21 protein-coding genes are annotated in these 23008 nt (G+C 72.8%); 14 read left to right on the top strand and 7 right to left on the bottom strand.

Annotation, left to right across the window (positions count from 1 at the left end; genetic code table 11):
• Positions 1–16 precede the first annotated feature (16 nt).
• Positions 17–754, bottom strand: coding sequence for a maleylpyruvate isomerase family mycothiol-dependent enzyme (locus ACIQFZ_RS26455; RefSeq protein ID WP_402692300.1), 738 nt, complete (start codon positions 752–754; stop codon positions 17–19).
• A gap of 137 nt (positions 755–891) precedes the next feature.
• On the opposite strand from ACIQFZ_RS26455, the gene ACIQFZ_RS26450 reads away from it, so the two are divergent.
• Positions 892–3402: an ATP-dependent Clp protease ATP-binding subunit gene (locus ACIQFZ_RS26450; protein WP_402692339.1), complete on the top strand. Its 2511-nt coding sequence runs from the start codon at positions 892–894 to the stop codon at positions 3400–3402.
• A 38-nt stretch (positions 3403–3440) separates the two neighbouring features.
• On the opposite strand, the gene ACIQFZ_RS26445 is transcribed toward ACIQFZ_RS26450, so the two are convergent.
• Both ACIQFZ_RS26445 and ACIQFZ_RS26440 read right to left on the bottom strand, forming a co-directional pair.
• A complete protein-coding gene (locus ACIQFZ_RS26445) occupies positions 3441–4727 on the bottom strand; it encodes a cytochrome P450 (protein ID WP_402692299.1) in 1287 nt (428 codons plus the stop codon).
• Positions 4728–4819: 92 nt separating this feature from the next.
• Positions 4820–6175: a glutamine synthetase family protein gene (locus tag ACIQFZ_RS26440; RefSeq protein ID WP_402692298.1), complete on the bottom strand. Its 1356-nt coding sequence runs from the start codon at positions 6173–6175 to the stop codon at positions 4820–4822.
• Between the two features lie 343 nt (positions 6176–6518).
• On the opposite strand from ACIQFZ_RS26440, the gene ACIQFZ_RS26435 reads away from it, so the two are divergent.
• From ACIQFZ_RS26435 to ACIQFZ_RS26390, 10 genes are all read left to right on the top strand, one after another.
• The gene (locus ACIQFZ_RS26435; protein WP_141363829.1) at positions 6519–6707 is read left to right on the top strand and encodes a ferredoxin; all 189 of its coding nucleotides are present in this window, start codon (positions 6519–6521) and stop codon (positions 6705–6707) included.
• A gap of 3 nt (positions 6708–6710) precedes the next feature.
• Positions 6711–7919, top strand: coding sequence for an NAD(P)/FAD-dependent oxidoreductase (locus tag ACIQFZ_RS26430; RefSeq protein ID WP_402692297.1), 1209 nt, complete (start codon positions 6711–6713; stop codon positions 7917–7919).
• A 12-nt stretch (positions 7920–7931) separates the two neighbouring features.
• Positions 7932–8738, top strand: coding sequence for an acetoacetate decarboxylase family protein (locus tag ACIQFZ_RS26425; RefSeq protein WP_402692296.1), 807 nt, complete (start codon positions 7932–7934; stop codon positions 8736–8738).
• A 34-nt stretch (positions 8739–8772) separates the two neighbouring features.
• Positions 8773–10263 carry an aldehyde dehydrogenase gene (locus tag ACIQFZ_RS26420; protein WP_376653403.1) on the top strand — a complete coding sequence of 497 codons (1491 nt, stop codon included), beginning with the start codon at positions 8773–8775 and terminating at the stop codon, positions 10261–10263.
• Positions 10256–11191 carry a 3,4-dihydroxyphenylacetate 2,3-dioxygenase gene (locus ACIQFZ_RS26415; RefSeq protein ID WP_383060571.1) on the top strand — a complete coding sequence of 312 codons (936 nt, stop codon included), beginning with the start codon at positions 10256–10258 and terminating at the stop codon, positions 11189–11191. The genes ACIQFZ_RS26420 and ACIQFZ_RS26415 overlap by 8 nt, the downstream gene beginning before the upstream one ends.
• Positions 11192–11202: 11 nt before the next feature.
• Positions 11203–12048 (top strand): fumarylacetoacetate hydrolase family protein, encoded by an 846-nt coding sequence (locus ACIQFZ_RS26410; protein WP_365424265.1) that lies wholly within the window; start codon positions 11203–11205, stop codon positions 12046–12048.
• 532 nt (positions 12049–12580) lie between these two features.
• Entirely contained in the window at positions 12581–13147 is a 567-nt protein-coding gene (locus ACIQFZ_RS26405) for a TetR family transcriptional regulator (protein ID WP_365424266.1), read from the top strand.
• Between the two features lie 171 nt (positions 13148–13318).
• Positions 13319–14773, top strand: coding sequence for an APC family permease (locus ACIQFZ_RS26400; RefSeq protein WP_402692295.1), 1455 nt, complete (start codon positions 13319–13321; stop codon positions 14771–14773).
• Between the two features lie 53 nt (positions 14774–14826).
• Positions 14827–16317, top strand: coding sequence for an aldehyde dehydrogenase (locus ACIQFZ_RS26395; RefSeq protein WP_402692294.1), 1491 nt, complete (start codon positions 14827–14829; stop codon positions 16315–16317).
• Positions 16314–17030: a gamma-glutamyl-gamma-aminobutyrate hydrolase family protein gene (locus ACIQFZ_RS26390; protein ID WP_365424271.1), complete on the top strand. Its 717-nt coding sequence runs from the start codon at positions 16314–16316 to the stop codon at positions 17028–17030. Before ACIQFZ_RS26395 ends, ACIQFZ_RS26390 begins: the two co-directional genes overlap by 4 nt.
• Positions 17031–17069: 39 nt before the next feature.
• Here ACIQFZ_RS26390 and ACIQFZ_RS26385 read toward each other — a convergent pair whose 3' ends face one another.
• Together ACIQFZ_RS26385 and ACIQFZ_RS26380 are read right to left on the bottom strand one after the other, a co-directional pair.
• On the bottom strand, positions 17070–17642 hold the full coding sequence (locus ACIQFZ_RS26385; RefSeq protein WP_365424273.1) for a MarR family transcriptional regulator: 573 nt from the start codon (positions 17640–17642) through the stop codon (positions 17070–17072).
• A gap of 341 nt (positions 17643–17983) precedes the next feature.
• Positions 17984–18556 carry a hypothetical protein gene (locus ACIQFZ_RS26380; RefSeq protein ID WP_365424274.1) on the bottom strand — a complete coding sequence of 191 codons (573 nt, stop codon included), beginning with the start codon at positions 18554–18556 and terminating at the stop codon, positions 17984–17986.
• 218 nt (positions 18557–18774) lie between these two features.
• Here ACIQFZ_RS26380 and ACIQFZ_RS26375 point away from each other — a divergent pair, with 218 nt between their 5' ends.
• Entirely contained in the window at positions 18775–19155 is a 381-nt protein-coding gene (locus ACIQFZ_RS26375) for a luciferase family protein (RefSeq protein WP_365424275.1), read from the top strand.
• A gap of 22 nt (positions 19156–19177) precedes the next feature.
• Here ACIQFZ_RS26375 and ACIQFZ_RS26370 read toward each other — a convergent pair whose 3' ends face one another.
• Positions 19178–19957, bottom strand: coding sequence for a DeoR/GlpR family DNA-binding transcription regulator (locus tag ACIQFZ_RS26370; protein WP_365424277.1), 780 nt, complete (start codon positions 19955–19957; stop codon positions 19178–19180).
• 131 nt (positions 19958–20088) lie between these two features.
• Here ACIQFZ_RS26370 and ACIQFZ_RS26365 point away from each other — a divergent pair, with 131 nt between their 5' ends.
• Together ACIQFZ_RS26365 and ACIQFZ_RS26360 are read left to right on the top strand one after the other, a co-directional pair.
• Positions 20089–20970: a sugar isomerase gene (locus ACIQFZ_RS26365; RefSeq protein ID WP_365424279.1), complete on the top strand. Its 882-nt coding sequence runs from the start codon at positions 20089–20091 to the stop codon at positions 20968–20970.
• A gap of 39 nt (positions 20971–21009) precedes the next feature.
• Positions 21010–21882 (top strand): ketose-bisphosphate aldolase, encoded by an 873-nt coding sequence (locus tag ACIQFZ_RS26360; RefSeq protein ID WP_365424281.1) that lies wholly within the window; start codon positions 21010–21012, stop codon positions 21880–21882.
• On the opposite strand, the gene ACIQFZ_RS26355 is transcribed toward ACIQFZ_RS26360, so the two are convergent.
• Positions 21872–23002 (bottom strand): methyltransferase, encoded by a 1131-nt coding sequence (locus tag ACIQFZ_RS26355; RefSeq protein WP_365424283.1) that lies wholly within the window; start codon positions 23000–23002, stop codon positions 21872–21874. The two genes, ACIQFZ_RS26360 and ACIQFZ_RS26355, sit on opposite strands and share 11 nt — an antisense overlap.
• Positions 23003–23008: the final 6 nt, after the last annotated feature.

The raw sequence follows: 23008 nt of genomic DNA, 5'->3' as shown, positions 1-23008 counted from the left end.
GGCGGCGCGGCGAGGCTCAGACGATCCCCGACGTCTCCCGCCACAACGTAGCGAGGGAGCGGTCTCCCGTCACGTTCGGTACGGGGACGCGGTTCCACAGGGCGAGGTACAACTGCTCGGCGGGGCCGGAGAGTTCGGTGTCGCAGGCGGTGGAAGCGGTCCGGGTGGTGACCGGTGGATCGTCGGACAGGCGCACGGTCCACACCGCGTCCGCGTCCGTGGCGCGCACCCGCAGGACCCGAGGTGCGCGGCTGCGGACCCGGCTGCGGGAGCGGGCGTGGAAGCCGCGCAGCAGTTCGTCGATGCCGTCCACGGCGAAGGCCGTGCCGAGGATGTCCGGGGTGCCGCCGCGCGCGGCCTCGGCGTCGTGGCGGTGGACCGCCGTCTCGTGTGCCTGCCGCCGGGTCCAGAAGGCCAGCGGGGACGGGGACGGAGCCGGGTGGAACGTCCAGCAGTCCACGTCGGCGGGCGCCGCGGCCAGCGTCTCGACGAGCAGGCGGTGACCGGCCCGGTACCAGGCCACCAGCGCGGCGCCGTCGATATCCGGCGGATCGTCCATCGGGCGCGGTGACGTGCGGGCGTCGGCGACGATGCCGGCGGCCCACCGGTGCACCACGCCCGTGTGCCGCAGGAGGTCCCGTACCTGCCAGTCCGGGCAGGCCGGCACGGCGGCGTCGGGCCCCGCCTGCTCGGCGGCGGCCGCCAGCAGACGGCCCTGGCGGTCCAGTGCGTGAAGGTGCGCGGCGGTCTCCATGCCGGGAGTCTGCCGGACGCGGCCCGGCTCCGGGGAGAGCCGCCTGCGGCACCGGACCGGCGTAGGCCGCGTTGCGGTACTCCATTCGGCGGGTTGGGCTGGAAGGTGACTCATTGCCCACGTTCCGGACGGCGATCATGACGATGTCCCCCTTCGGCGCCTCCTTCGGCGGCCCGGACCCGTTCTCCGAGATCCTCAACCGCTTCTTCGGCATGACGCCGGGCGCGGCGCCCCCGCAGGTGCAGCGCGTGCCGATCGGACGGCTGCTGACCGACTCCGCGCGCGAGCTGATCAACCAGGCCACCGGGCGGGCGGCCGAGGACGGCAGCTCCGACCTGGACACCGAGCACCTGCTCTGGGCGTGCACCCAGGTGGAGCCGGCCCGCGGCCTGCTCGCCCAGGCCGGAGCCGACCCGGACCGGCTCGGCGCGGCCCTCGCCGAGGCGCTGCCGGGCGAGAGCGGCACCCCCTCCGCGCAGCCCGGCCTGACCCCGGCCGCCAAGCGGGTGCTGCTGCGTGCCTACGAGCACTCCCGGGCGGCCGGAGTGTCGTACATCGGCCCCGAGCACATCCTCGGCGCGCTGCTGGACACCCCGGGGGCCGCGGCGGCGCGTGCCCTGAGCGCCCACGGCATCGAGGCGGACCAGCTGCGCCGCAGCGCCGACACGGCTTCCCGCCCCGACACCGCGCCCGGCGGGGCCGAGCCCCCGAGCGACACCCCGACCCTGGACCAGTACGGGCGCGACCTGACCGAGGAGGCCAGGGCCGCGAAGCTGGATCCGGTGGTGGGGCGGGCCGTCGAGATCGAGCAGACCGTCGAGGTCCTCTCCCGCCGCACGAAGAACAACCCCGTCCTGATCGGCGAGCCGGGCGTCGGCAAGACCGCCATCGTCGAGGGGCTGGCCCAGCGGATCGTCAACGGGGACGTGCCGAAGACCCTGGAGAACAAGCGGGTGGTCGCCCTGGACCTCACCGGACTGGTGGCGGGCGCCCAGTACCGGGGCCAGTTCGAGGAGCGGCTGAAGAACGTCATCGACGAGGTCAAGGCGGCCTCCGAGTCGACGATCCTGTTCCTGGACGAACTGCACACCGTCGTCGGCGCCGGAGCCACCGGCGAGGGCTCCATGGACGCGGGCAACATCCTCAAGCCGGCCCTCGCCCGCGGTGAGCTGCACGTCGTCGGAGCCACCACCCTCGACGAGTACCGGCGGTACGTGGAGAAGGACGCCGCCCTGGAGCGCCGCTTCCAGCCCGTCATGGTGCCCGAGCCGAGCGTCGAGGAGACCGTGCAGATCCTGGAGGGTCTGCGTGACTCCTACGAGGCCCACCATCAGATCCGCTACAGCGACGACGCCCTCGTCGCCGCGGCGGAGCTGTCGGACCGCTACGTCACCGACCGGTTCCTGCCCGACAAGGCCATCGACCTGCTCGACCAGGCAGGCGCCCGGGTGCGTCTGCGGTCCCTGGGCCGGTCCACCGAGGTGGTCGAGCGCGAGGACCGGCTGGCCAAGCTGCGTCGTGAGAAGGACCAGGCCATCGCCGCCGAGGACTTCGAACGGGCCTCCGAGGTCAAGGACCGGATCGCCGAGGTGGAGACGGAGCTGGAGGGCCTGGCCGAGCGCCGCGAGGGCGTGCTGGAGGTGACCGTCGACGACATCGCCGACGTGCTGTCCCGGCGTACCGGCATCCCTGTCTCCCAGCTGACCGAGAGCGAGAAGGAGCGGCTGCTGAAGCTGGAGGAGGCGCTGCACTCCCGGGTCGTCGGCCAGGACGAGGCCGTCACCGCGATCGCGCAGGCGGTGCGCCGCAGCCGCGCCGGCATGGGCGACCCGAACCGGCCCGTGGGCTCCTTCCTGTTCCTCGGCCCCACCGGGGTCGGCAAGACCGAGCTGGCCAAGGCGCTCGCCGAGTTGCTGTTCGGGGACGAGAACCGGATGGTCCGCTTCGACATGAGCGAGTTCCAGGAGAGGCACACCGTCTCCCGGCTCGTCGGGGCCCCGCCCGGCTACGTCGGCCACGAGGAGGCCGGCCAGCTCACCGAGAAGGTGCGCCGCCAGCCCTACAGCGTGCTGCTCTTCGACGAGGTGGAGAAGGCCCACCCGGACGTCTTCAACACCCTGCTCCAGGTCCTCGACGACGGCCGCCTCACCGACGCCCAGGGCCGTACCGTCGACTTCCGCAACACCGTGGTCATCATGACCTCCAACATCGGCGCCCAGCGGATCCTCGCCCACCACGGGAACGTCGCCGCCATCAAGGACCAGCTGATGCAGGACCTGCGCGGAAGGTTCCTGCCCGAGTTCCTCAACCGCATCGACGACATCATCATCTTCCACAGCCTGAGCAAGGAGGACCTCGACCGGATCCTGGACCTGCTGCTGGACCACAGCCGCCGGCGGGTGCGCGCCCAGGGCCTGGAACTGGAGGTCACCGACGCCGCGAAGCGACTGCTGGTCGCCCACGGCCACCAGCCCGAGTTCGGCGCCCGTCCGCTGCGCCGCACCATCCAGGCCGAACTCGACAACCGCATCGCCTCCCTGCTGCTGAGCGACTCCGCCGACCCCGGTGACACGATCGTGGCGGACGTCGAGAAGGACGCCCTGGTCTGCCGGGTCGAACACCCGGAGGTCCCCGGCCGGATGACCTGATGAGGCAGGCTGCCGTGGGGCGGGACCGCCTGCGCCCGTCAGGCGAGGGTCACCGCCACCGGCAGCCTCTTGATGCCGTTGACGAAGTTGGAGCGGACCCGGGGCACGTCGCCGGCCAGACGGATGCCGGCCAGGCGCGGGATGAGCTCCTCGAACATGATCCGGATCTCGGTGCGGGCCAGGAGGTTGCCCAGGCACAGGTGCGGGCTGCCCTTGCCGAAGGTGACGTGGTCGTTGTTCTGCCGGGTGACGTCGAAGTCGTACGGGTTGCCGAAGACCTCCTCGTCGCGGTTGCCGGAGGCGAACCACATGACCACCTTGTCGCCCTCCTTGATCCGCTTGCCGCCGAGTTCGGCGTCGCGGGTGGCGGTGCGGCGGAAGTGGTACACGGGTGAGGCCCAGCGCAGGAACTCCTCGACCGCGGTGGGGATCAGCGAGGGGTCCTCCTGGAGGCGGGCCAGCTGCTCGGGGTGCTGGAGCAGGGCCAGCATGGAGTGGCTGATGGTGTGGCGGGTCGTCTCGTTGCCCGCCACCACCAGCAGCAGGAAGTAGTTGTCGAAGTCCTGCGCCGAGAGCGGGACGCCGTCCCGCGGGGTGCCGTTGACCAGCCGGGAGACCAGGTCGGTGCCGTCGCCGCCGCGCCGCTGCCGGGCCAGCTCCCGGCCGTAGGCGAAGACCTCCAGGGAGGCGGGGGAGCGGAAGGGCAGGTCGCGGTACTTCTCGCTCTCCTCGCTGTGCAGGAGCACGTCGGCGTAGTCCGGGTCGGTGTTGCCGATGATGCGGTTGCCCCAGTCGATGAGCTGCTGGTTGTCCTCCGGGGGCACGTCGAGCAGCCGGGCCAGCACATTGATGGGGAAGTCGGCGGAGACCTCCTTGACGAAGTCGAAGGTGCCGTTGGCCAGGGCCGCGTCCAGGGTGGTCGCGGTCAGGCCGCGCAGGAAGTCGCCGTAGCTGTTGATCACGTTCGCGCCGAACTGGCGCTGGATCAGGCTGCGCAGCGCGCGGTGGCGGACCCCGTCGAGTTCGAGGATGGAGGCGCGCTTCTTGATCTGGTCGTCGTCGACCTCCTCGAGGTTGACGAACCGGGTGGAGGTGAAGGTGTCGGCGTCGCGGTCGACGCGGGCGATGTCCGCGTGCCGGGTCACGCTCCAGAAACCGGAGTTGGGCGCCTCCTCGGGCTGCCAGTGCACCGGGTCCTCGTGGCGCAGGGTGTGGAACATGCGCCAGGGCGTGACGCCGTCGGTGAAGTTGTCCAGGTCGGCGAGGTTCACGTCGGCCAGCGGCAGCGGCTCGCGGACGGCGTCGGACAGGATCGGGGTGGTCATGGGCGGTTTCTCCTCGGCGTCACGGGGCTCGGTGCCGGCGGGATGCGGCGTCAGGGGGCAGGGGCGCGGTGCCACGGGCGGGGCGGGTTCGGTCAGAGGTGGTAGGCGTACTCGGTGAACTCCCAGTCGGTGACGTGCCGTCCGAAGCGTTCGACCTCGTCGCGCTTGTAGGTGAGGTAGGAGGCGGTGAAGTCCTTGCCGAGGACGCCGGCCAGCGCGGTGTCCGCCTCCAGGGCGTCCAGCGCGGCGGACAGGGTGGCCGGGAGCATGGCGGACCGGTCGGTGTCGTAGCCGTATCCGTCCAGCGGGGCCGGCGGTTCCTCGCCGGCCAGGACGCCGAGCAGGGCGGCGGCCAGGGTCCCGGCGATGAGCAGGTAGGGGTTGGCGCCGGCGTCGCCGAGGCGCAGTTCGAGCCGGGAGCCGGCGCCCCGCTCGGGCGGGATGCGGACCATGGCGCTGCGGTTGTCCAGGCCCCAGTCGATCAGCCAGGGGGCGAGGGTGTCCGGGCCGAAGCGCTTGTACGAGTTGACCGTCGGGTTGGCCAGCGCGGCGAGCGCGGGCGCGTGGGCGAGGATGCCGGCGACGGCGTGCCGGGCGGTCGCGGACAGGCCGTACGGCGCCGCCGGGTCGTCGAAGACGTTGTCGCCGTCGTCGTCCTCGCAGGACAGGTGCAGATGGAAGCCGGAGCCTCCCGCGTCGTTGAACGGCTTGGCCATGAAGGTGGCCAGGCGTCCCTCCTTGCGGGCGAGTTCCTTGACCGCCGACTTGAAGCGGAAGGCCCGGTCGGCGGCCGACAGCGCCTCCGAGTGGGTCAGGTTGATCTCGAACTGGCCCCCGTCGAACTCGTGGTTCCCGCTGCTCACGCCGAGGTCGGCGGCGCGCAGCAGGCGCAGGGTGCGCAGCAGGTGGTTGTCGTCGTCGGCGCGCAGGCCCGCGGTGTAGACGACGCCCCGGGCGTCGCTGTAGCGGCGCCAGCCGCGCGGGGAGCCGGGCGCGGGCTCGCACAGGAAGTACTCCAGCTCGGGGCCGATCACCGGGTGCAGTCCGTGCTCGCGGCAGCGGTCGAGGACGGCGCGGAGCAGGTCGCGGGGTGATTCGGGGGCGGGCAGCCCGGTGGCCGGGTCGGTGACGTCTCCCAGGCAGCTCGCCACGCCGGGTTCCCAGGGCAGGGACACGAGGGTGTCGAGATCCGGTCGTACGCAGATGTCGGGCAGTCCCGCGTCCAGGCCGCCGGCGACCGGGACGACGTCGCCCTGCGGGCTGGTGTGGTAGACGGCGCGGCAGAAGGACAGTCCGTGGTCGCAGGCCGAGGGCAGGTGCTCCAGCAGGACGTCCCGGGCGCGGTCGGTGCCGATGAGGTCGGGGTAGGTCACCCGGACCACGTCGACGCCCTCGGCGGCGAGCCGGTCCTGGTGCCGGTGGACGGATGGGGAGTCGGATGCGCTCACCGGGGTCTCCTCTGGGGAATGTGGGGCGCTTCCCAGGCCGGAGCGGGCGCTGGGAGAGGGGAAGACGGGCGGCGCCGCACTGCGGGGAGGAGCAGGGGCCGCTCAATGTTTGAGGCCAAACGGTATGGACCCTGTCACCCCGCCGCAAGAGGCCGGCCGCAAAAATTTATCCATCCGGATAGCTATTGACCAGGGACCGGCCGCTTCCTATGTTGTTTGACGCCAAACGAGTTCGGGGTGCGGTGTCACCCACCCCGTTGGCCGGGGCCCGGCCGCATCCGGTCCGGGCCCCATTCCCTCCCAGCTCCCCCGCCCGACGCCCTCAGCACCAGGAGGACCGGCCATGAAGGTCGTCGTCGACATGAACAAGTGCCAGGACCACGGTCAGTGTGTCTTCGCCGCCCCCGACGTCTTCAGCTTCGACGACACCGGCCGTCTGGCCTACGTCGGCGACCCCGACGACGCGCTGCGCGACGAGGTCGAGGAGGCCGCCGACGTCTGCCCGCTCCAGGCCATCCGGATCGAGGACTGAGCCGTGAGCGCACCCGTCGTCGTGGCCGGCGCCTCCATGGCCGGCCTGCGCGCCGCCGAGCAGCTCCGGGCCGCCGGATACCCCGGCCCGATCACCCTGGTCGGCGAGGAACCCCACATGCCCTACAACCGGCCGCCGCTGTCCAAGGAGGTCCTGGCCGGCAAGGCGGCCTTCGAGTCGCTGGCCTTCCGGCCCCGTGCCGCCGTCGCCGACGCCGAATGGCGCCTGGGCTCCAGGGTCGCCGCCGCCGACCTCGACCGGCGCCTGGTCGAACTCGACGACGGCGAGACCCTGTCCTACGCCGGACTCGTCGTCGCCACCGGGATGCGGCCCCGCCGCCTGCGCTGCCCCGGACCCCTGCGCGGACGGCACACCGTCCGCACGATCGACGACGCCCGCGAGCTGCGCGCGGCCCTGACCCGCCCGGGCGTCCGGGTGGTCGTGGTGGGCGCGGGCTTCATCGGCTGCGAGGTCGCCGCCACCGCCGTCGCCCTCGGCGCCGCCGAGGTGACCGTCGTGGACCCGCTGCCCCTGCCCATGGCCGCACCGCTCGGTGAACTGCTCGCCGGGGCCCTGCTGGAACGGCACGAGGAACGCGGAGTGCGCTTCGCGCTCGGCACCGGCGTGGCCGGCTTCGAGGGCGCGGACCGGGTCACCGGCCTGCTGCTCGGCGACGGGACCGTGCTCCCCGCGGACGTCGTGGTGGAGTCGGTCGGATCGGTCGCCAACACCGAGTGGCTCGACGGCAACGGCCTCGACCTCACCGACGGGGTGCTCACCGACGAGCACCTGCGCGTCGGCTCACGCCCCGAGGTGGTGGCGGTCGGCGACGTCGCGCGCTTCCCCAACGCCCGCTACGACGGCGTACCGCGCCGCGTCGAGCACTGGTCGATCCCCACCGACACCGCCAAGCACGCCGCCCGCGTGCTCGCCGCCCACCTCGGCGGCGCCGACGCCGGCCTCGACCCGTTCGCGCCGCTGCCCACCTTCTGGAGCGACCAGCACGACTTCCGCCTCCAGTCCTTCGGCGCGCCCGGGCTCGGCCTCGGCGACGTACGGATCCTCGACGGCGATCCGGAGGGGGACGTGCTCGCCGGGTACCACCGGGACGGCCGCCTGGTCGGCGTCGTCGCCCTCGGCGGCCAGGCCGCGGCGGCCGCCGCCGCCCGCCACCGCGCGGAACTGCTCAAGCCGCCCGCCCTCACCGCGTAAGGAACGCCTGCCATGACCACCGTCCGCGGATTCTTCCACCCCAAGACGGCGACGGGCGCCTCGTCGCTGATCCCCTCCCCGCCGTGGCACTACTCCGGCGACCTGCTCACCGTCGAGTACCGCACCGACCCGGCACGCGTGCGCGAACTGCTGCCCGAGCCGCTGGAACTCGCCGATGATGACCCCGGCGCCGTGGCGCTGATCTGGGCCGACTGGCAGTCCTGCGCGGCTTTTGGCGAAGAGCTGATCGACCCGGTGCGCGCCCAGTACAAGGAGGCCTTCGCCCTCGTCCGCTGCACCTACAAGGAGCAGACGTACACGCGCTGCGTCCACATCTGGGTGGACAAGGACTTCGCCATCGCCCGCGGGCTGCACCAGGGCTATCCGAAGAAGCTCGGCTCGATCCACCAGACCCGCCCGCACCCCTACGGGCCGGCTCCGCGGATCGAGGCGGGCGCCCGCTTCGGCGCGACGCTCGCCGCCGCCGACCGCCGTATCGCCCAGGCCGTGGTCACCCTGCGCGAGCCGTCCGAGACCAACGGCTTCGTCAACGGCCACCCCATGGCCCACCACCGCTGGCTGCCCTCGATCGAGAAGGGCAAGGGCCTCGCCCTGGACGAGCTCATCGAGTCCGGCGCCGCCTCCTTCGAGGGCGGGCAGCCGTGGGTCGGCGACGCCGACCTGGAGCTGTTCGAGGCGCCCACCGAGGAACTGGCCCGGCTGGAGGTGCGCGAGCCCATCGCCGCGTACTACCGCCAGGTCGGCGTGGTGTGGGACGGCGGCCGCCTGCTGGAGTCCGGCACGTCCGGAGCCGAGTGACGCACCCGCAGACGAAACATCCTGGAGACCGGACATGACCGACACCCACACCGCCACCGTCGCCTCAGTCGCCGTCGACACCCGGCACTGGATCGGCGGCGAACGCGTCGCCTCCGCAGGCACCTTCACCGATGTCTCGCCCATCGACGGCGCCGCACTCGGCGAGATCTCCCGCGGTACCGCGAGCGAGGCCGCCGCCGCCGTGGCCGCCGCCAAGGCCGCCTTCCCCGGCTGGGCCGCCACCCCGCGCGCCGAACGCGCCCGCCTCCTGCACGCCATCGCCGACGGCGTGGAGAAGCGGCTCGAAGAACTCGCGATCGTCGAGACCACCGACAACGGCGCCCTGCTGCGCTCCCACCGCCGCGGTGTCATGCCGCGCGTCGCGCACAACTTCCGCTTCTTCGCCGACTGGCTGCTCCGGCTCGACCACGAGGACTTCACGACGTACATCGGCGGCTCCGCCGCGGGTCGCGGCCACACCAACCACGTCAGCTGGGACCCGGCCGGTCCCTGTGTGCTGATCACGCCGTGGAACGCGCCGCTGATGCTGGCCACCTGGAAGGTCGCCCCGGCCCTCGCCGCCGGCAACACGGTGATCCTGAAGCCCGCCGAGTGGTCCCCGCTGACCGCCTCGCTGCTCGCCGACATCGCCGCCGAGGCCGGGCTCCCGGCCGGTGTCCTCAACGTCGTCCAGGGCCTCGGCTCGGAGATCGGCGACGCGCTCACCTCGCACCCGGACGTGCGCCGGATCAGCTTCACGGGCTCCGTCCCGACGGCCAGGCGCATCTCCGCGTCGGCCGTCGCGAACCTCACCCCGCTCAGCCTCGAACTCGGCGGCAAGTCCCCGCTGCTGGTGTTCGCCGACGCCGACCTCGACCTCGCCGTGGACCTCGCGGTGGAGCAGTACGACAACGCCGGCCAGGTCTGCCTGGCGGCCACCCGGCTGCTGGTGGAGGAGCCGATCGCCGAGGAGTTCACCCGGCGCTTCACGGAGAAGGCCTCCCGGCTGGTGCAGGGCGACCCGCGCGACGAGGCCACCGACATCGGCCCCAACATCCACCCCCGCCAACTGGAGAAGATCGACGGCTTCGTGCGGCGGGCGCTCGCGGCCGGGGCCCGGGCCGTCATCGGCGGCCACCGGAAGGACGACCGGTTCTACGCGCCGACGCTGCTGACCGACGTCGCCCAGGACTCGGAGATCGTGCAGGAGGAGGTCTTCGGCCCCGTGCTGACCCTCCAGACCTTCCGCACCGAGGAAGAGGCCGTCCGCCTCGCCAACGACACCCGCTTCGGCCTGGCCGCCACCCTCGCCACCGGCGACCACGAGCGCGCCGAGCGCGTCACCGCACGGCTCGTCGCCGGCACCGTCTGGGTCAACTGCTTCTTCGTCCGCGACCTCCAGGCGCCCTTCGGCGGCTCCCGCCACTCCGGCGTCGGCCGTGAGGGCGGCACCTGGAGCTTCGACTTCTACTGCGACCTGAAGAACACCGTCACCGCCCCGAAGGGATGGAAGGACCATGGGTGAGATCGTCGGCGCGGGGCTGCTCGCCCACGTCCCCACCGTCGTACTGCCGAAGGAGACCCGGCTGGAGCTGAACGAGGGCAAGGAGATCACCCTCGTCACCGGCCTGCAGCAACTGCGCGAGGACGTCTTCGCACGCGACGCCGCCCACGCATACGACACCGTGGTCGTCCTGGACTCCCACTGGGCGACCACCGTCGAGTTCGTCGTCACCGCCCAGCACCGGCGCGCGGGCCTGTTCACCTCCGAGGAGCTGCCGCGCGGCATGTGCCGGATGCCCTTCGATTTCCCCGGCGACCCCGAACTCGCGCGGAACATCGCCTCGTTCGCCGACAAGCACGGCACCTGGATCACGGCGATCGACGACGAGTACCTGCCGATCTACTACGCCACGATCAACCTGTGGAAGTTCCTCGGCGAGGGACTGCCCGACAAGCGGTGGGTGACCATCGGCGTCTGCCAGACCGGCGACATGGAGGACCACCTGCGCCTTGGCCGCGCCCTGGCCGACGGGATCGCCGCCACCCCCGGCCGCCGGGTCCTGCTCATCGCCTCCGGCGCCCTGTCGCACACCTTCTGGCCGCTGCGCGAGCTGCGCGACCACGAGGTCAGCGACCCGGCCCACATCTTCACACCCGAGGCCCGCGAGGCGGACCACGAGCGCATCGCCTGGTTCAAGGAGGGCCGCCACGACCGGGTCCTCGACACCATGGACGAGTTCTGGAAGTACAAGCCCGAGGCGAAGTTCTCCCACTACCTGATGATGGCCGGCGCGCTCGGCGAGCGGGGCTGCGTCGCCAGGGCCCGCCAGTACGGCGAGTACGAGAACTCCATCGGCACCGGCCAGGTCCACCTGTGGTTCGACCGTCCGGCCGAGGGCTGGACCGGCACCGGTCTGCCCACGTCCCCCGCCCCCCACCCGACCGCCTAGAGAGGCCCCTCATGCCCGAGTACCGCCGCATCCTGCTCGACGGTGCCGCCGTCCAGGTCACCGTCGACGGGGACGAACTGGTCGCCGGGGACGGCCGTCGCGTCAAGACCGAGGACGCGCGGCACCTGCCCCCGGTGGTCCCTTCCAAGGTGATCGCCGTCCACCTCAACCACCGCAGCCGGGTCGACGAGTTCCGGATCGGCCTGCCCGACACCCCGACGTACTTCCACAAGCCGACCTCCGCCCTCAACTCCCACAAGGGCGCGATCGTGCGCCCCGAGGGCTGCAAGTGGCTCAACTACGAGGGCGAGGTCGCCATCGTCATCGGCAGGACGGCGCGCAACATCTCGCCGGCCGAGGCGGGGGAGTACATCGCCGGGTACACCGTCGCCAACGACTACGGCCTGCACGACTTCCGCGACACCGACGCCGGTTCCATGCTGCGCGTCAAGGGCTCCGACACCCTCTGCCCGCTCGGCCCCGGCCTGGTCACCGACTGGGACTTCCACGGCAAGCGGCTGCGGACCTACGTCAACGGCGAAGTCGTCCAGGACGGCTCGACCGACGAGATGACCTGGGACATGCACTACCTGGTCGCGGACATCGCCCGCACCATCACCCTTCACCCCGGTGACGTGCTGCTCTCCGGCACCCCCGCCAACTCGCGTCCCGTCCGCCCGGGCGACGTCGTCGAGGTCGAGGTCGAGGGACTGGGCCGGCTCACCAACCACGTCGTCACCGGCCCGACCCCGATCCGGGCCGACGTCGGCGCCCAGCCCACCGAGTCCGAGGAGGTGCTGTCCACCGCGCTCGGCGGCGACTGGGAATTCCGTGGCATCCGTCCACCGCGCCGCTGAACGGCCCGTGGTCGATAGGGTCGGTGCCATGACCGAGCCCGGACAGCCAGACGAGGCAGCGGAGTCCGGGGCACCTGCGGAGAGCACGGACCCCACGGCTCCCGGCAGCCCCGCCGCCCCCGCGCCCACCGCGGGGAAGGGGGCGCCCGCCGGGTCCGCCGAGCCGGGCTGGTTGGGGGATTCTGCGGTCTCCGGCGGGTCAGTCGGGTCGGTGGGGGCCGCCGGGGTTGTGCGTGCCGCCGGGTCTGTCGAGGCCGACGGGTCCAGGGATGCTTCGGTTTCTGGCGCGTCAGCCGGGTCGGCGGGGTCGTCCTCCGGGGCTCTGCCTGCCGCCGAGTCCGGCGAGCCTGGTGGGCCAGGAGAGCCCGCGGGCCTTCCAGAGCCTGCCGCCTTCGCGGGGGCGGTGGAACCCGGACCGTCCGTGGACGAGCCTCAAGGGTCGGCGGAGCCCGGTGAGGTCGGTGAGTCAGGCCAGGCCGCGGCGTCCGGTGCGGCCGGCGACGGTGGTCCCGGGCGGCGGTCGCGTAAGCGGGTGCGGAACTACGGGGCCGGCCGGGACGCGCTGCTCGACGCCGCCGTGCGGGTGGTGGCCCGCGGGGGGCTGCGCAAGCTGACCTACCGGGCCGTGGCGCAGGAGGCCGGCGTCACCCACGGGCTCGTCGTGCACCACTTCGGCTCGCGCGATGCCCTGATCGAGGAGGCGCTCGCCCACGCCGTGCGCTCCTCCCTGAACAGCAGCGCGCTCGAACCCGGCACGGGCAGGGTCGCGGACTTCTCCGCCGGGCTGTCGGACATGGTGGAGTCCGGCCCGGACCTCCAGGCCTTCCAGTACGAGCTGCTGCTGGAGGCGCGCCGCCGTCCCGAGCTCATGCCGCACCTGCGCGCCCTGTACGAGGAGTATTTCGGCGCCACCCGGCGGGAGCTGTCCCAGATGCTCGCACGGCCGGTCGACCGGGGCCTGTACCGGCTGGTCTTCGCGGCCCTGGAGGGCCTGGTCCTGCACCAGCTCGTGTTCGGCGAGCGCGAGGTCACCGAAGAGGCCCTCGCCCGGCTGCGCGAAATGCTCCAGCAGCTCGCCGCCGACCCGGACGAGGCCTGACTCCTACGCGCGACCGGCGTGGCCACGGACCGCAGGCCACGGCGGCACAGGAATCGCCGATCCGCACGGATTCCCCACCCTCACCCCCTTGTCAAACGGATAGTTGCGCCCTCACGATGAGGCAACTCGTTTGGCCTGAAACGACCCTCCTTTCTCTGGCAGGTGATCCGAGTGGACAGTCAGACGGCCTCCGCGGAGCGGACCGTACGGGACACATCCACCACAGCCACGCTCAAGCCCAATGCGCTGGGCGTTTTGGGCATCCTCTTCTTCGTCCTGTCCGCGCAGGCCCCCCTGACCGGGATCGCCGGGGCGACCCCGATCTCCGTAGCCATCGGCAACGGAGCCGGCACCCCCGCCGCCTATGTGCTCGCGGGCGCCATGATCCTGCTGTTCTCGGTCGGCTTCGTCGCCATGGGACGGCACGTCGTCGACGCCGGCGCCTTCTACACCTACATCGGCACCGGGCTCGGCCGTACCGCCGGAGCCGGCAGCGCGGGCCTCGCCCTGTTCTCCTACTGCGTCATCCAGGCGGCCATGTACGGGCTGTACGGCTCCATCGTCGGCGGACTGGTCGCCCACCACACCGGCCTGGACCTGCCGTGGTGGGTCTGGGCGCTGGCCACCATGGCCGTGGTGAAGGTGCTCGGGGCCGCCGGCATCGAGATGGGCGCCCGCGTACTGGCCGTCTTCGTCACCGCCGAGTTCAGCATCCTGCTGGTGTTCGGACTGGTCACGCTGTTCAAGGGCGGCGGTCCCGAGGGGCTCGGCATGACCGACAGCTTCTCGCCGACCGCGGCGCTCCAGGGCGCACCCGGAGTCGCCGTGATGTTCGCCGTCGCCTCCATGTTCGGCTTCGAGGCCACCGCGATCTACGGCGAGGAGGCGCGCAACCCCAGCAGGACCGTCCCGCGGGCCACCTACCTGTCCGTCCTCGTGGTCACCGGCTTCTTCGCACTGACCTCCTGGATGCTGATCTCCGCCTACGGCGCCTCTAAGGCGTCGGCGGCCGCGGGCGAGGCGCTGGCGAGCGGGGACTCCACCGGCTTCGTCTTCGCGCCGATCGCCGCGGAGTTCGGCGGCTGGGTGAACCAGGTGCTGCCGATCCTGCTCGCCACCTCCCTGTTCGCGGGCATCCTCACCTTCCACAACTCCGCCAACCGATACCTGTTCTCGCTCGGCCGCGACGGGCTGCTGCCACCGGGCCTGTGCCGGCTCAACTCCCGCCACGCGCCCGCCGCCGCCGGCTGGGTGCAGACCATGGTCGCCGTGGCCCTGGTCGTCCCGTTCGCGCTGACCGGCAAGGACCCGGTGCTGACCCTCTTCTCCTGGTTCAGCGGGGTGGCCGTCCTGGCGATGATGCTGCTCTACCTGCTGACCTCGGTGTCGGTGGTCGTCTTCTTCCGCCGCGAGCGCCTGGACAGACGGGTGTGGAACACCCTCGTCGCCCCGGTGCTGGGCGTGCTGTGCCTGGCGGGCGCGATCTGGCTGATCCTCGCCAACTTCACCACCCTGATCGGCGGTTCGACCGGCACGGCCGTGTGCCTCACCCTCCTGGTGCCGGTGGTACTGGCGCTCGGCGCGGTCAACGAACGGGTCAGGCGACGGCGCGTGGCGACGCCGTAACCCCCCTCACCCGCCCTGAGACGACGCACGATCAACGTGGTCTGGAGGACCGCATGTCCGCTGTCACCCACGACGAATGGCTCCACCGGGCCAAGGAGTTCCAGCCCCCTCGCGCGCACCACATCGACGGCGGCGAGGAGGCCGGTGGCGGCGCCGCCTTCCGAGTCGTCTCGCCCCGGGACGGCCAGGTGCTGACCGAGGCCGCCGACGCCGGCCCCGCCGAGGTCGACGCCGCCGTGGCCGCCGCTCGCCGTGCCTTCGACAGCGGACCGTGGCCGCGGTGGGCGCCCGCCGACCGCGGCCGGGTCCTCCTGCGCATCGCCGATCTCCTCCAGGAGCGGCGCGCGGAGCTCGCCCTCGCCGTGAGCCTGGAGATGGGCAAGCCGATCAGCGACGCCCACGACATCGAACTGCGCGCCGTGATCAACACCTTCCGCTGGTACGGGCAACTCGCCGACAAGCTCACGGACGAGTCCCCGCACACCACCGCGGACGCGCTCGCCCTGGTCACCCGGGAGCCGGCCGGTGTCGTCGGCGCGGTGGTGCCCTGGAACTTCCCCCTCACGCTCGCCGGCTGGAAGGTCGCGCCCGCGCTGGCGGCCGGCTGCACCGTCGTACTGAAGCCCTCGGAGAACGCGCCGCTGTCCGCGCTGCTGCTCGCCCGGATCGCCACCGAGGCAGGGCTGCCGCCCGGGGTGCTCAACGTGGTGAACGGCGACGGGCCGGTGGCCGGGCGGGCCCTCGGCCTCCACCCGGACGTCGACGTGCTGGCGTTCACCGGCTCCACTGCCGTCGGCCGCCACTTCCTGCGCTACTCCGCCGACTCCAACCTCAAGCGGGTCTGGCTGGAGCTCGGCGGCAAGTCGCCGAACATCGTGCTGCCCGACGCGCCCGACCTGGCGAAGGCCGCCGCCACCGCCGCCTGGGGCATCTTCTTCAACCAGGGCGAGATGTGCACCGCGCCCTCCCGGCTGCTGGTGCACTCCTCGATCGCCGAGGAGGTCACCGAGGCGGTCGTGGCCCGGGCACGCGAGCTGCGGGTGGGCGACCCCCTGGACCCGGCCACCGAGATGGGCGCCCTGGTCGGCGAGGCCCATCTGAGCCGCGTACTGGACCACGTCCGGCAGGGCACCGGCGACGGGGCCCGCCTGCGCACCGGCGGCCGGCGGATCCTGGCGGAGACCGGCGGCGTCTACGCCGAGCCCACCGTCTTCGACCGCGTCGACCCGCGCAGCCGGCTCGCCCGCGAGGAGATCTTCGGCCCGGTCCTGTCCGTGCTGGCCTTCGACGGGATCGACGAGGCGGTCGCGCTCGCCAACGCCACCGAGTACGGCCTCGCCGCCGGCCTGTGGACCTCCGACCTGTCCACCGCGCACCGGGTCTCCCGGGCACTGAGGGCCGGCACCGTCTGGGTCAACTGCTACGAGGAGGGCGACCTCACCGTCCCCTTCGGCGGTATGAAGCAGTCGGGCAACGGCCGGGACAAGTCCGTCCACGCCCTGGAGAAGTACACCGAACTGAAGACCACCTGGATCCAGCTGTGAGCCGAACCCCCGTGCGTCCCCTGATCGCGATCCCCGCCCGCTTCTGCGCCACCACCTCCGCGCTGCGCTTCGCCGCCGAGGTCAACGCCCGGGCCCTGATCGAGGCGGTGTGGCGGGCCGGCGGCGAACCGGCCGGCATGCACCCGGCGGACCCCGCCGAGCACGACGTCGCCGCGCGGCTCGCCCGCTTCGACGGCGTTCTGCTGCCCGGCGGCGGCGACCTGGCGCCGCACCGGTACGGCGTCGCCGACGCCCACGACAGCGTCTACGACGTCGACGACCTCCAGGACGCCTTCGACCTGGAGGTGGCCCGCCGGGCCCTGGAGTCCGGGCTGCCGCTGCTGGCGATCTGCCGTGGCCTCCAGGTGGTCAACACCGTGCTGGGCGGCACGCTGCACCAGGACATGGGCGGCCCCGGTCGGGACCATCGGCACGTCCGGCACCCTGTGTCCCTCGCCCCCGGCTCGGCCCTGGCCCGGATCACCCATGCCGACAAGGTGGAGGCCTCCTGCTACCACCACCAGCACATCGACCGGCTCGGCGAGGGCCTGACGGTCACCGCACGGGCCGCCGACGGCACCGTGGAGGGCGTGGAGCGCGCGGGCGGCACGGGCTGGTTCGCTGCCGTGCAGTGGCATCCCGAGGACACCGCACACGAGGATCCGGCGCAGCAGCGCCTGTTCGAGGCGCTGGTGGGAGCGGCCCGTGCCTGAGCGCCCCGGCCCGCCAGGCGCGGCGCGCAAACCGGCGGGTCAGCCCTTGGCGCGGCGCCCGCTGCGGCGCGGCGCCGGGTCCGCGCCGTCCAGCAGCGACCGGCGGCGTTCCTCGCCGTGCTCCTCGACCTGGAGGACCACACGCCGCAGCAACTCCGCCAGCCCCCGGCACTCCTCGCCGCTCAACTGCGAGGTGACGAAGGCTTCTTCCTCGTTGAACTCCGGAAAGACCCGGCTCATGAACTCCTCGCCCTCGGCGGTGAGCGAGAGCAGGACGAGCCGGCCGTCGGTGGGGTGCCCGGTGCGGCGCAGCAGCCCGCGCGACTCCAGCGTGCGGGAGACGCCCGTCAGGGTGCCCTTGGAGATGCCGGCCTCCTCGGCCACGTGCCGGGTCTCCGACTCGCCCCACACCCAGACCACCCACAGCACGACGAACGCGGTCCAGGTCAGGTCCGAGCCGCGCAGCACCGAGTTCTCCAGGTGCTGGCGGACCGCGGAGGCGGCCCGGTAGATGTTGGCGACCGCCGCCATCTGCTCCCGGCGCACGCGGATGCCGCCGAGCTTGGCCTGCGCGAGCTTCTCCGCCTCGGTGATGGAACGGTGGCCGGGCACGGGCACTCCCTCGCTCTGATCGCCGGGACCGGACGGGCCGGTGCCGCCCGCCCGGTCATTCGGGCTCAAAGTGTACGGCGATCAGTTCCGGGGCCAGGGCCCCGCGAGCCCGGCATGATCCAGACGAGAGGCCCTCCAGGCCCTGTCGTCACATTCCCGCCTGCCCCGCGACGCCTGCCATGCACTCTCGCCACACCGGGCGAAAGCCCAAGTACGTCCAGTACGAGGACTTCCGCCCGGCACGCCGAGAGCACGCACCGGACGCCGCGGAGCCGCCCTTCGGGCGACGACGGGAATGTGACGACAGGACCTGGGTGCCCCACCTCGTGCTCGACCCGCCTTCAGCCTGTCTTCCAGCCCCAAGGCGTGTCCGCGCGCGCCCACTCCTCGTCCCACTGGGCGAAGCGCCGGCGGTCGAGCCGGGTCCGGGCCAGCTTGGCGCCGCCGAAGACGACGCCCACCGTGGTCGATCCCGCCCAGAGTCCGCCCAGGGTCGTCTGGAAGGCGATGTCGGCCCGTGAGGCCGGCGGCGGGACCAGCGTGCCCTGCCCGTTCGTCCACACCGTGACGCGGGCGCCTGGTGTCGCGGAGACCGGGACCCTGGTCCGGCCCGTGTGCGCCGAGCCGTCCGCGTCCGTCCAGCGGACCGTGCCCCAGCCCAGGGAACTGCTCACCGGCCGGATGCCCCCGCGGGCCGCCTCCTGCGTCACCACGGCCGGCACCGGGCGGGTCTCGGCGCGGACCCGGTCCGCAGACCGCTGCATCGCGCCCGCCGTCAGCACACCCGCGAGGACACCACCGGCCACGGCGAGGACCCAGGCGACGAGCAGGATCCACGCCTCCACCACGTCGCTGGTCCGCCTGAGCGGATTGCGCCGCCATCGCCACAGCCACACTCGCGCACGACGTGTCACCTTCGACACCCCCTCGTGAGCATCGACGGCCCCTACTGCCCAGTGTGCCCCCAGGTGCGACCCAAGGCTTCCGGGGAGCCCGGAAAGGGGCGGCCGGGGTCGGCGGCACGGCCGATTTCGCGCACGGACCGCCGGTCCGCGCCGGGCCTTCGGACACGGAACGGTTAAGGCTTTCAGACGGGGCCGTTGCCGTACGGTGAGCGCGCCATGATGGAACCATGACGCTCGCCGCGCGCGCTCTCGCCCAGCTGGCAACCTGGCCCGATCTCACGGAGGCGGTGCCGAGCTGCGGAAGCGGGCAGGCGCTCAGCTCGGCGAGCGGGGAGATCGCCCACTTCCACTCCGACCGGGACGTCGACCTCCACCTGACCGCCCGGGCGATCCGCCGCCTGCAGGGCGACCTGCGGCGCTTCGCCGCGGTCCGCGTCGTGCCGGGCTCCTCGTGGGTGACGCTCCGCCTCGACGCCTCGGCCGACGTGGATCTGCTGATGAGCCTGATGAGCGTGGCGCTCAAGGCCCACCAGGGACCGCCGGACGACGGCCGCACCACCCCCTGCGGCTGCAACGACGCCCGCGGTGTGGGCTTCGTGCGGATATGACGTGGCAGCGGGACGGGCGACGTCAGACGGCCAGCACCCGCAGGCCCGCCTCCTCGAACGCGCGCACCGTCTCCGGCCCCGCAGCCGCGTCCGTGACGAGGGTGTCCACCGACTCGGCCGAGCAGATGCGGGCGAAGGCCCGCCGGCCCAGCTTGCTGGAGTCGGCGGCCACGACGACGCGCTCGGCGCGCTCGCACAGCAGCCGGTTGACGGCGGCCTCGGCCTCGTCGTGCGCCGCCGCGCCGTGCGCGACGTCGAAGCCGACCACGCCGAGCACCGCCACGTCGAGCGTGACCTGACTCAGCACCCCGTCCGCCAGCGGCCCGATGAGCTCGTACGACTGCGGTCGCGCGACCCCTCCGGTCAGCACGATCTTGAACTGGGGCCTGACGGCGAGCTCGTTGGCGATGTTGAGCGCGTTGGTCACCACGGTCAGCGCGGGGGAGCCGGAGGCGAGGTCGGCGCGCACCGCCAGGGCGCGGGCCACCTCCGTGGTGGTGGTGCCGCCCGTCAGGCCCACCGCCTCGCCGGGCGCCAGGAGATCCGCGACGGCCTTGGCGATGCGTTGCTTCTCGGAGGCGTGGCGGGCGGTCTTGTAGCGCAGCGGCAGCTCGTAGGAGACGCCGTGCACCACGGCGCCGCCCCGGGTGCGGACCAGCATCTGCTGCTCGGCGAGCTGGTCGAAGTCCCGCCGGATCGTCGCGGCCGACACCCCCAGTCCGGCCGCCGCCTCCTCGACGTCCAGCCGGCCGTGCTCGACGAGCAGCTCCAGCAGCGCCTTCCAGCGGGCGTCGCGTGACATCCGCCTCCTCCGTTCCCTGGGTACCTCCCGCGACCCTAGCGCACTCGGTACCCCTCTGGATGCTTGATTTTGTTTGAAAGTCGGCGATATCTTGCACAAACACGCATCCGTGTCGAGCAGGAGGAGGGGCCATGAGCCATGTCGAGGACGAGCTGACCAGTCAGCCCGAGTGCTGGGCCCGTGTCGCGGCCGACGTCGCCGTCCACGGCCGGGCGCTGCCGGCCCAGGGGGAGCGGGTCGCGATCGTCGGCTGTGGCACGTCGTACTTCATGGCCCAGGCCGCCGCCGCGCTGCGCGAGGGTTCGGGGCAGGGGGAGACGGACGCCTTTGCCGCCTCGGAGTTCCCCTACGACCGCGTCTACGACCGGGTCGTCGCCCTCACCCGCTCCGGCACCACCACCGAAGTGCTCGACGTGCTGGGGGAGGTGAAGGGGCGCACCCGCACCACGGCGGTCACCGCGGACCCCGAGACCCCCGTGATGGACGCCGCCGACGAGGTCGTGGTCCTCGACTTCGCGGACGAACGCTCCGTGGTGCAGACCCGGTTCGCGACCACCGCCCTCACCCTGCTGCGCGCCCACCTCGGACTGCACACCGACGAGGTCGTCGTCGACGCCCGCACCGCCCTGACCGATCCCCTGCCCGAACGGCTCGTCGACTGCAAGCAGTTCACCTTCCTGGGCCGGGGCTGGACCGTCGGACTGGCCAACGAGGCCGGGCTGAAGATGCGCGAAGCCTCGCTGTCCTGGACCGAGGCCTACCCGGCGATGGAGTACCGGCACGGCCCGATCAGCGTCACCACCGACGGAACGGCCACCTGGATGCTCGGCCGGGCACCGGAAGGGCTCGCCGAACAGGTCCGCGCCACGGGCGCGTTGTGGATCGAGGGCGAACTCGACCCGCTGGCCGAACTGATCCGCGCCCAGCGGCTCGCCGTCGCCGTCGCCGCGGCCCGCGGCCTGGATCCTGACCAGCCCCGCCACCTCACCCGCTCGGTGATCCTCGCCCCCTGACGCCCCGTCATACCGATCCGGCACCGGAAAGGACAGACCGTGCCGCTTGCAGCCACCGGCGAGCTGGTCGCCCGCGCCACCGCCGCGCGCTCCGCAGTCGTCGCCTTCAACATCATCACGCTGGAACACGTCGAGGCCGTCGTCGCCGGGGCCGAGGCGGCCGGCGCCCCCGTCATCCTCCAGGTCAGCGAGAACGCCGTCATGTTCCGCTACGGACGGCTGCTGCCACTCGCCCGCGCCGCCGCCGCGGCGGCCGAACGCGCCACCGTACCCGTGTCGTTGCACCTCGATCATGTGCAGAGCGACGACCTGCTGCGCCAGGCGGCCGACGCCGGCTTCAGCTCCGTCATGTACGACGCCTCCCGGCTGCCGTACGCGCAGAACCTCGCCGCGACCAGCGCCGCCGCGGCCTGGGCACACGCCCAAGGGCTATGGATCGAGGCCGAGTTGGGCGAGGTCGGCGGCAAGAACGGCGCGCCGCCGCTGGACGCCCACGCCCCCGGCGCGCGCACCGACCCCGCCGAGGCCCACGCGTTCGTCACCGGCTCCGGGGTGGACGCCCTGGCCGTGGCCGTCGGCAGCACCCACGCCATGACCGAGCGCACCGCCGCCCTCGACCACGACCTCATCAAGCGACTCGCCGGAGCGCTGGACGTGCCGCTCGTCCTGCACGGCTCCTCCGGAGTCCCCGACGGCGAACTGGGCGCCGCCGTCACCGGGGGCATCGCCAAGGTCAACGTCGGCACCGCCCTCAACATCGCGATGACCGCCGCGATCCGCGACTTCCTCGCCGCGCACCCGGAGGCGGTCGACTCCCGCAAGTACCTCAGCGTGGGCCGCGAGGCGATGGTGGGGGAGGTGGAGCGGCTCGTCGGCGTGATCGGCTCACGCCGTACGGCACCTACCGCTTGACGGCCCGCAGCACCACGAACTTCGGGTCGCTCGCGACGAGCCGGCTGTTGCCGAACAGCCGGCGCAGCTTGACGTGGTAGCCGAGGTGCCGGTTGCCGATCACCCACAGCTCGCCGCCGGGGCGCAGCGCGCGCCGCGCCCCGGTGAACATCCTCCAGGCCGTCGCGTCCGTGGTCGCCTGGTGCGAGTGGAAGGGCGGGTTGTTCAGCACCAGGTCCACGCTGCCGGCCGGCACCCCGGCCAGCGCGTCGCCGACCCGGAACTCGGCCTGCCCCGGCACGCCGTTCGCCTTGTACGTCCCCTCCGCGGAGGCCACGGCCTGGAACGACTCGTCCGTGAACAGCACCTCGGCGCCAGGGCTCGCCAGCGCCAGCGCCGTACCGACGACGCCGTTGCCGCAGCCCAGGTCCACCACCCGGCGGCCGTCGCCGTCGGGCAGGTGCCGCAGGAAGAACCGGGTGCCGATGTCGAGCCGGTCGGCGCAGAAGACGCCCGCGTGGTTGACGACGGTCCGCCCGGAGGCGGCGCCGATGCCGTCGGGCAGCGTGTAGGTGTGCGGCCACGGGTTCGCGGGCCGCTCCAGCGAGGGGTCCGGCGTACAGAGGATCAGGCGGGCCTTGCGCCGCGCGAGCGAGGTCCGGGTGGGGCCGAGGATCCGCTCGAACAGCGTCAGCGTGGAGGTGTGGATCTCCTTCACCATCCCGGTGCCGACGACGACCGTGCCCTCGTGCACCGCGGGCGCCAGGCGCAGCAACTGGTCCTCCAGCAGCGCCAGGCTCTTGGGCACCCGCACCAGCAGCACGTCGATCCGGCCGGGCGGGGGATCCTGCGTGGTCAGCAGGCGCACCGCGCCGGGCTCCGCGCCGCGCCGGGCGAGGTTCGCGCGGGTCGCCTCCTGCGTGAGGAAGGAGTCGGTGATCTGCGCCGGCCGGTGCGCGGCCAGCGCCGTGACCAGGGCGCCCCAGCGGTCGCCGACGACCACGACGGTCCCGGACAGATCGGTCCCCTGCTCGTCGAGGTGCCCCAGCAGGTACTCGTCGGCGGTGTCCCAGGCCCGCAGCCGGTCACGCGGGTCCTGCGGGAACCGGGCGAGCTCCAGCTCGCCCCAAGGTGTGGTCATACGGTC

The organism is Streptomyces sp. NPDC093064, assembly GCF_044754605.1.
Taxonomy (GTDB): Bacteria; Actinomycetota; Actinomycetes; order Streptomycetales; family Streptomycetaceae; genus Streptomyces.
The sequence above is the reverse complement of the archived record's forward strand: the minus strand, read 5'-3'. Positions and strand labels throughout refer to the sequence as shown.

Coding starts and splice junctions, on each gene's coding strand:
- ACIQFZ_RS26455 (WP_402692300.1), bottom strand. CDS start 754: ATGGAGACCGCCGCGCACCTTCACGCACTGGACCGCCAGGGCCGTCTG.
- ACIQFZ_RS26450 (WP_402692339.1), top strand. CDS start 892: ATGACGATGTCCCCCTTCGGCGCCTCCTTCGGCGGCCCGGACCCGTTC.
- ACIQFZ_RS26445 (WP_402692299.1), bottom strand. CDS start 4,727: ATGACCACCCCGATCCTGTCCGACGCCGTCCGCGAGCCGCTGCCGCTG.
- ACIQFZ_RS26435 (WP_141363829.1), top strand. CDS start 6,519: ATGAAGGTCGTCGTCGACATGAACAAGTGCCAGGACCACGGTCAGTGT.
- ACIQFZ_RS26425 (WP_402692296.1), top strand. CDS start 7,932: ATGACCACCGTCCGCGGATTCTTCCACCCCAAGACGGCGACGGGCGCC.
- ACIQFZ_RS26420 (WP_376653403.1), top strand. CDS start 8,773: ATGACCGACACCCACACCGCCACCGTCGCCTCAGTCGCCGTCGACACC.
- ACIQFZ_RS26415 (WP_383060571.1), top strand. CDS start 10,256: ATGGGTGAGATCGTCGGCGCGGGGCTGCTCGCCCACGTCCCCACCGTC.
- ACIQFZ_RS26410 (WP_365424265.1), top strand. CDS start 11,203: ATGCCCGAGTACCGCCGCATCCTGCTCGACGGTGCCGCCGTCCAGGTC.
- ACIQFZ_RS26395 (WP_402692294.1), top strand. CDS start 14,827: ATGTCCGCTGTCACCCACGACGAATGGCTCCACCGGGCCAAGGAGTTC.
- ACIQFZ_RS26375 (WP_365424275.1), top strand. CDS start 18,775: ATGACGCTCGCCGCGCGCGCTCTCGCCCAGCTGGCAACCTGGCCCGAT.
- ACIQFZ_RS26370 (WP_365424277.1), bottom strand. CDS start 19,957: ATGTCACGCGACGCCCGCTGGAAGGCGCTGCTGGAGCTGCTCGTCGAG.
- ACIQFZ_RS26365 (WP_365424279.1), top strand. CDS start 20,089: ATGAGCCATGTCGAGGACGAGCTGACCAGTCAGCCCGAGTGCTGGGCC.
- ACIQFZ_RS26355 (WP_365424283.1), bottom strand. CDS start 23,002: ATGACCACACCTTGGGGCGAGCTGGAGCTCGCCCGGTTCCCGCAGGAC.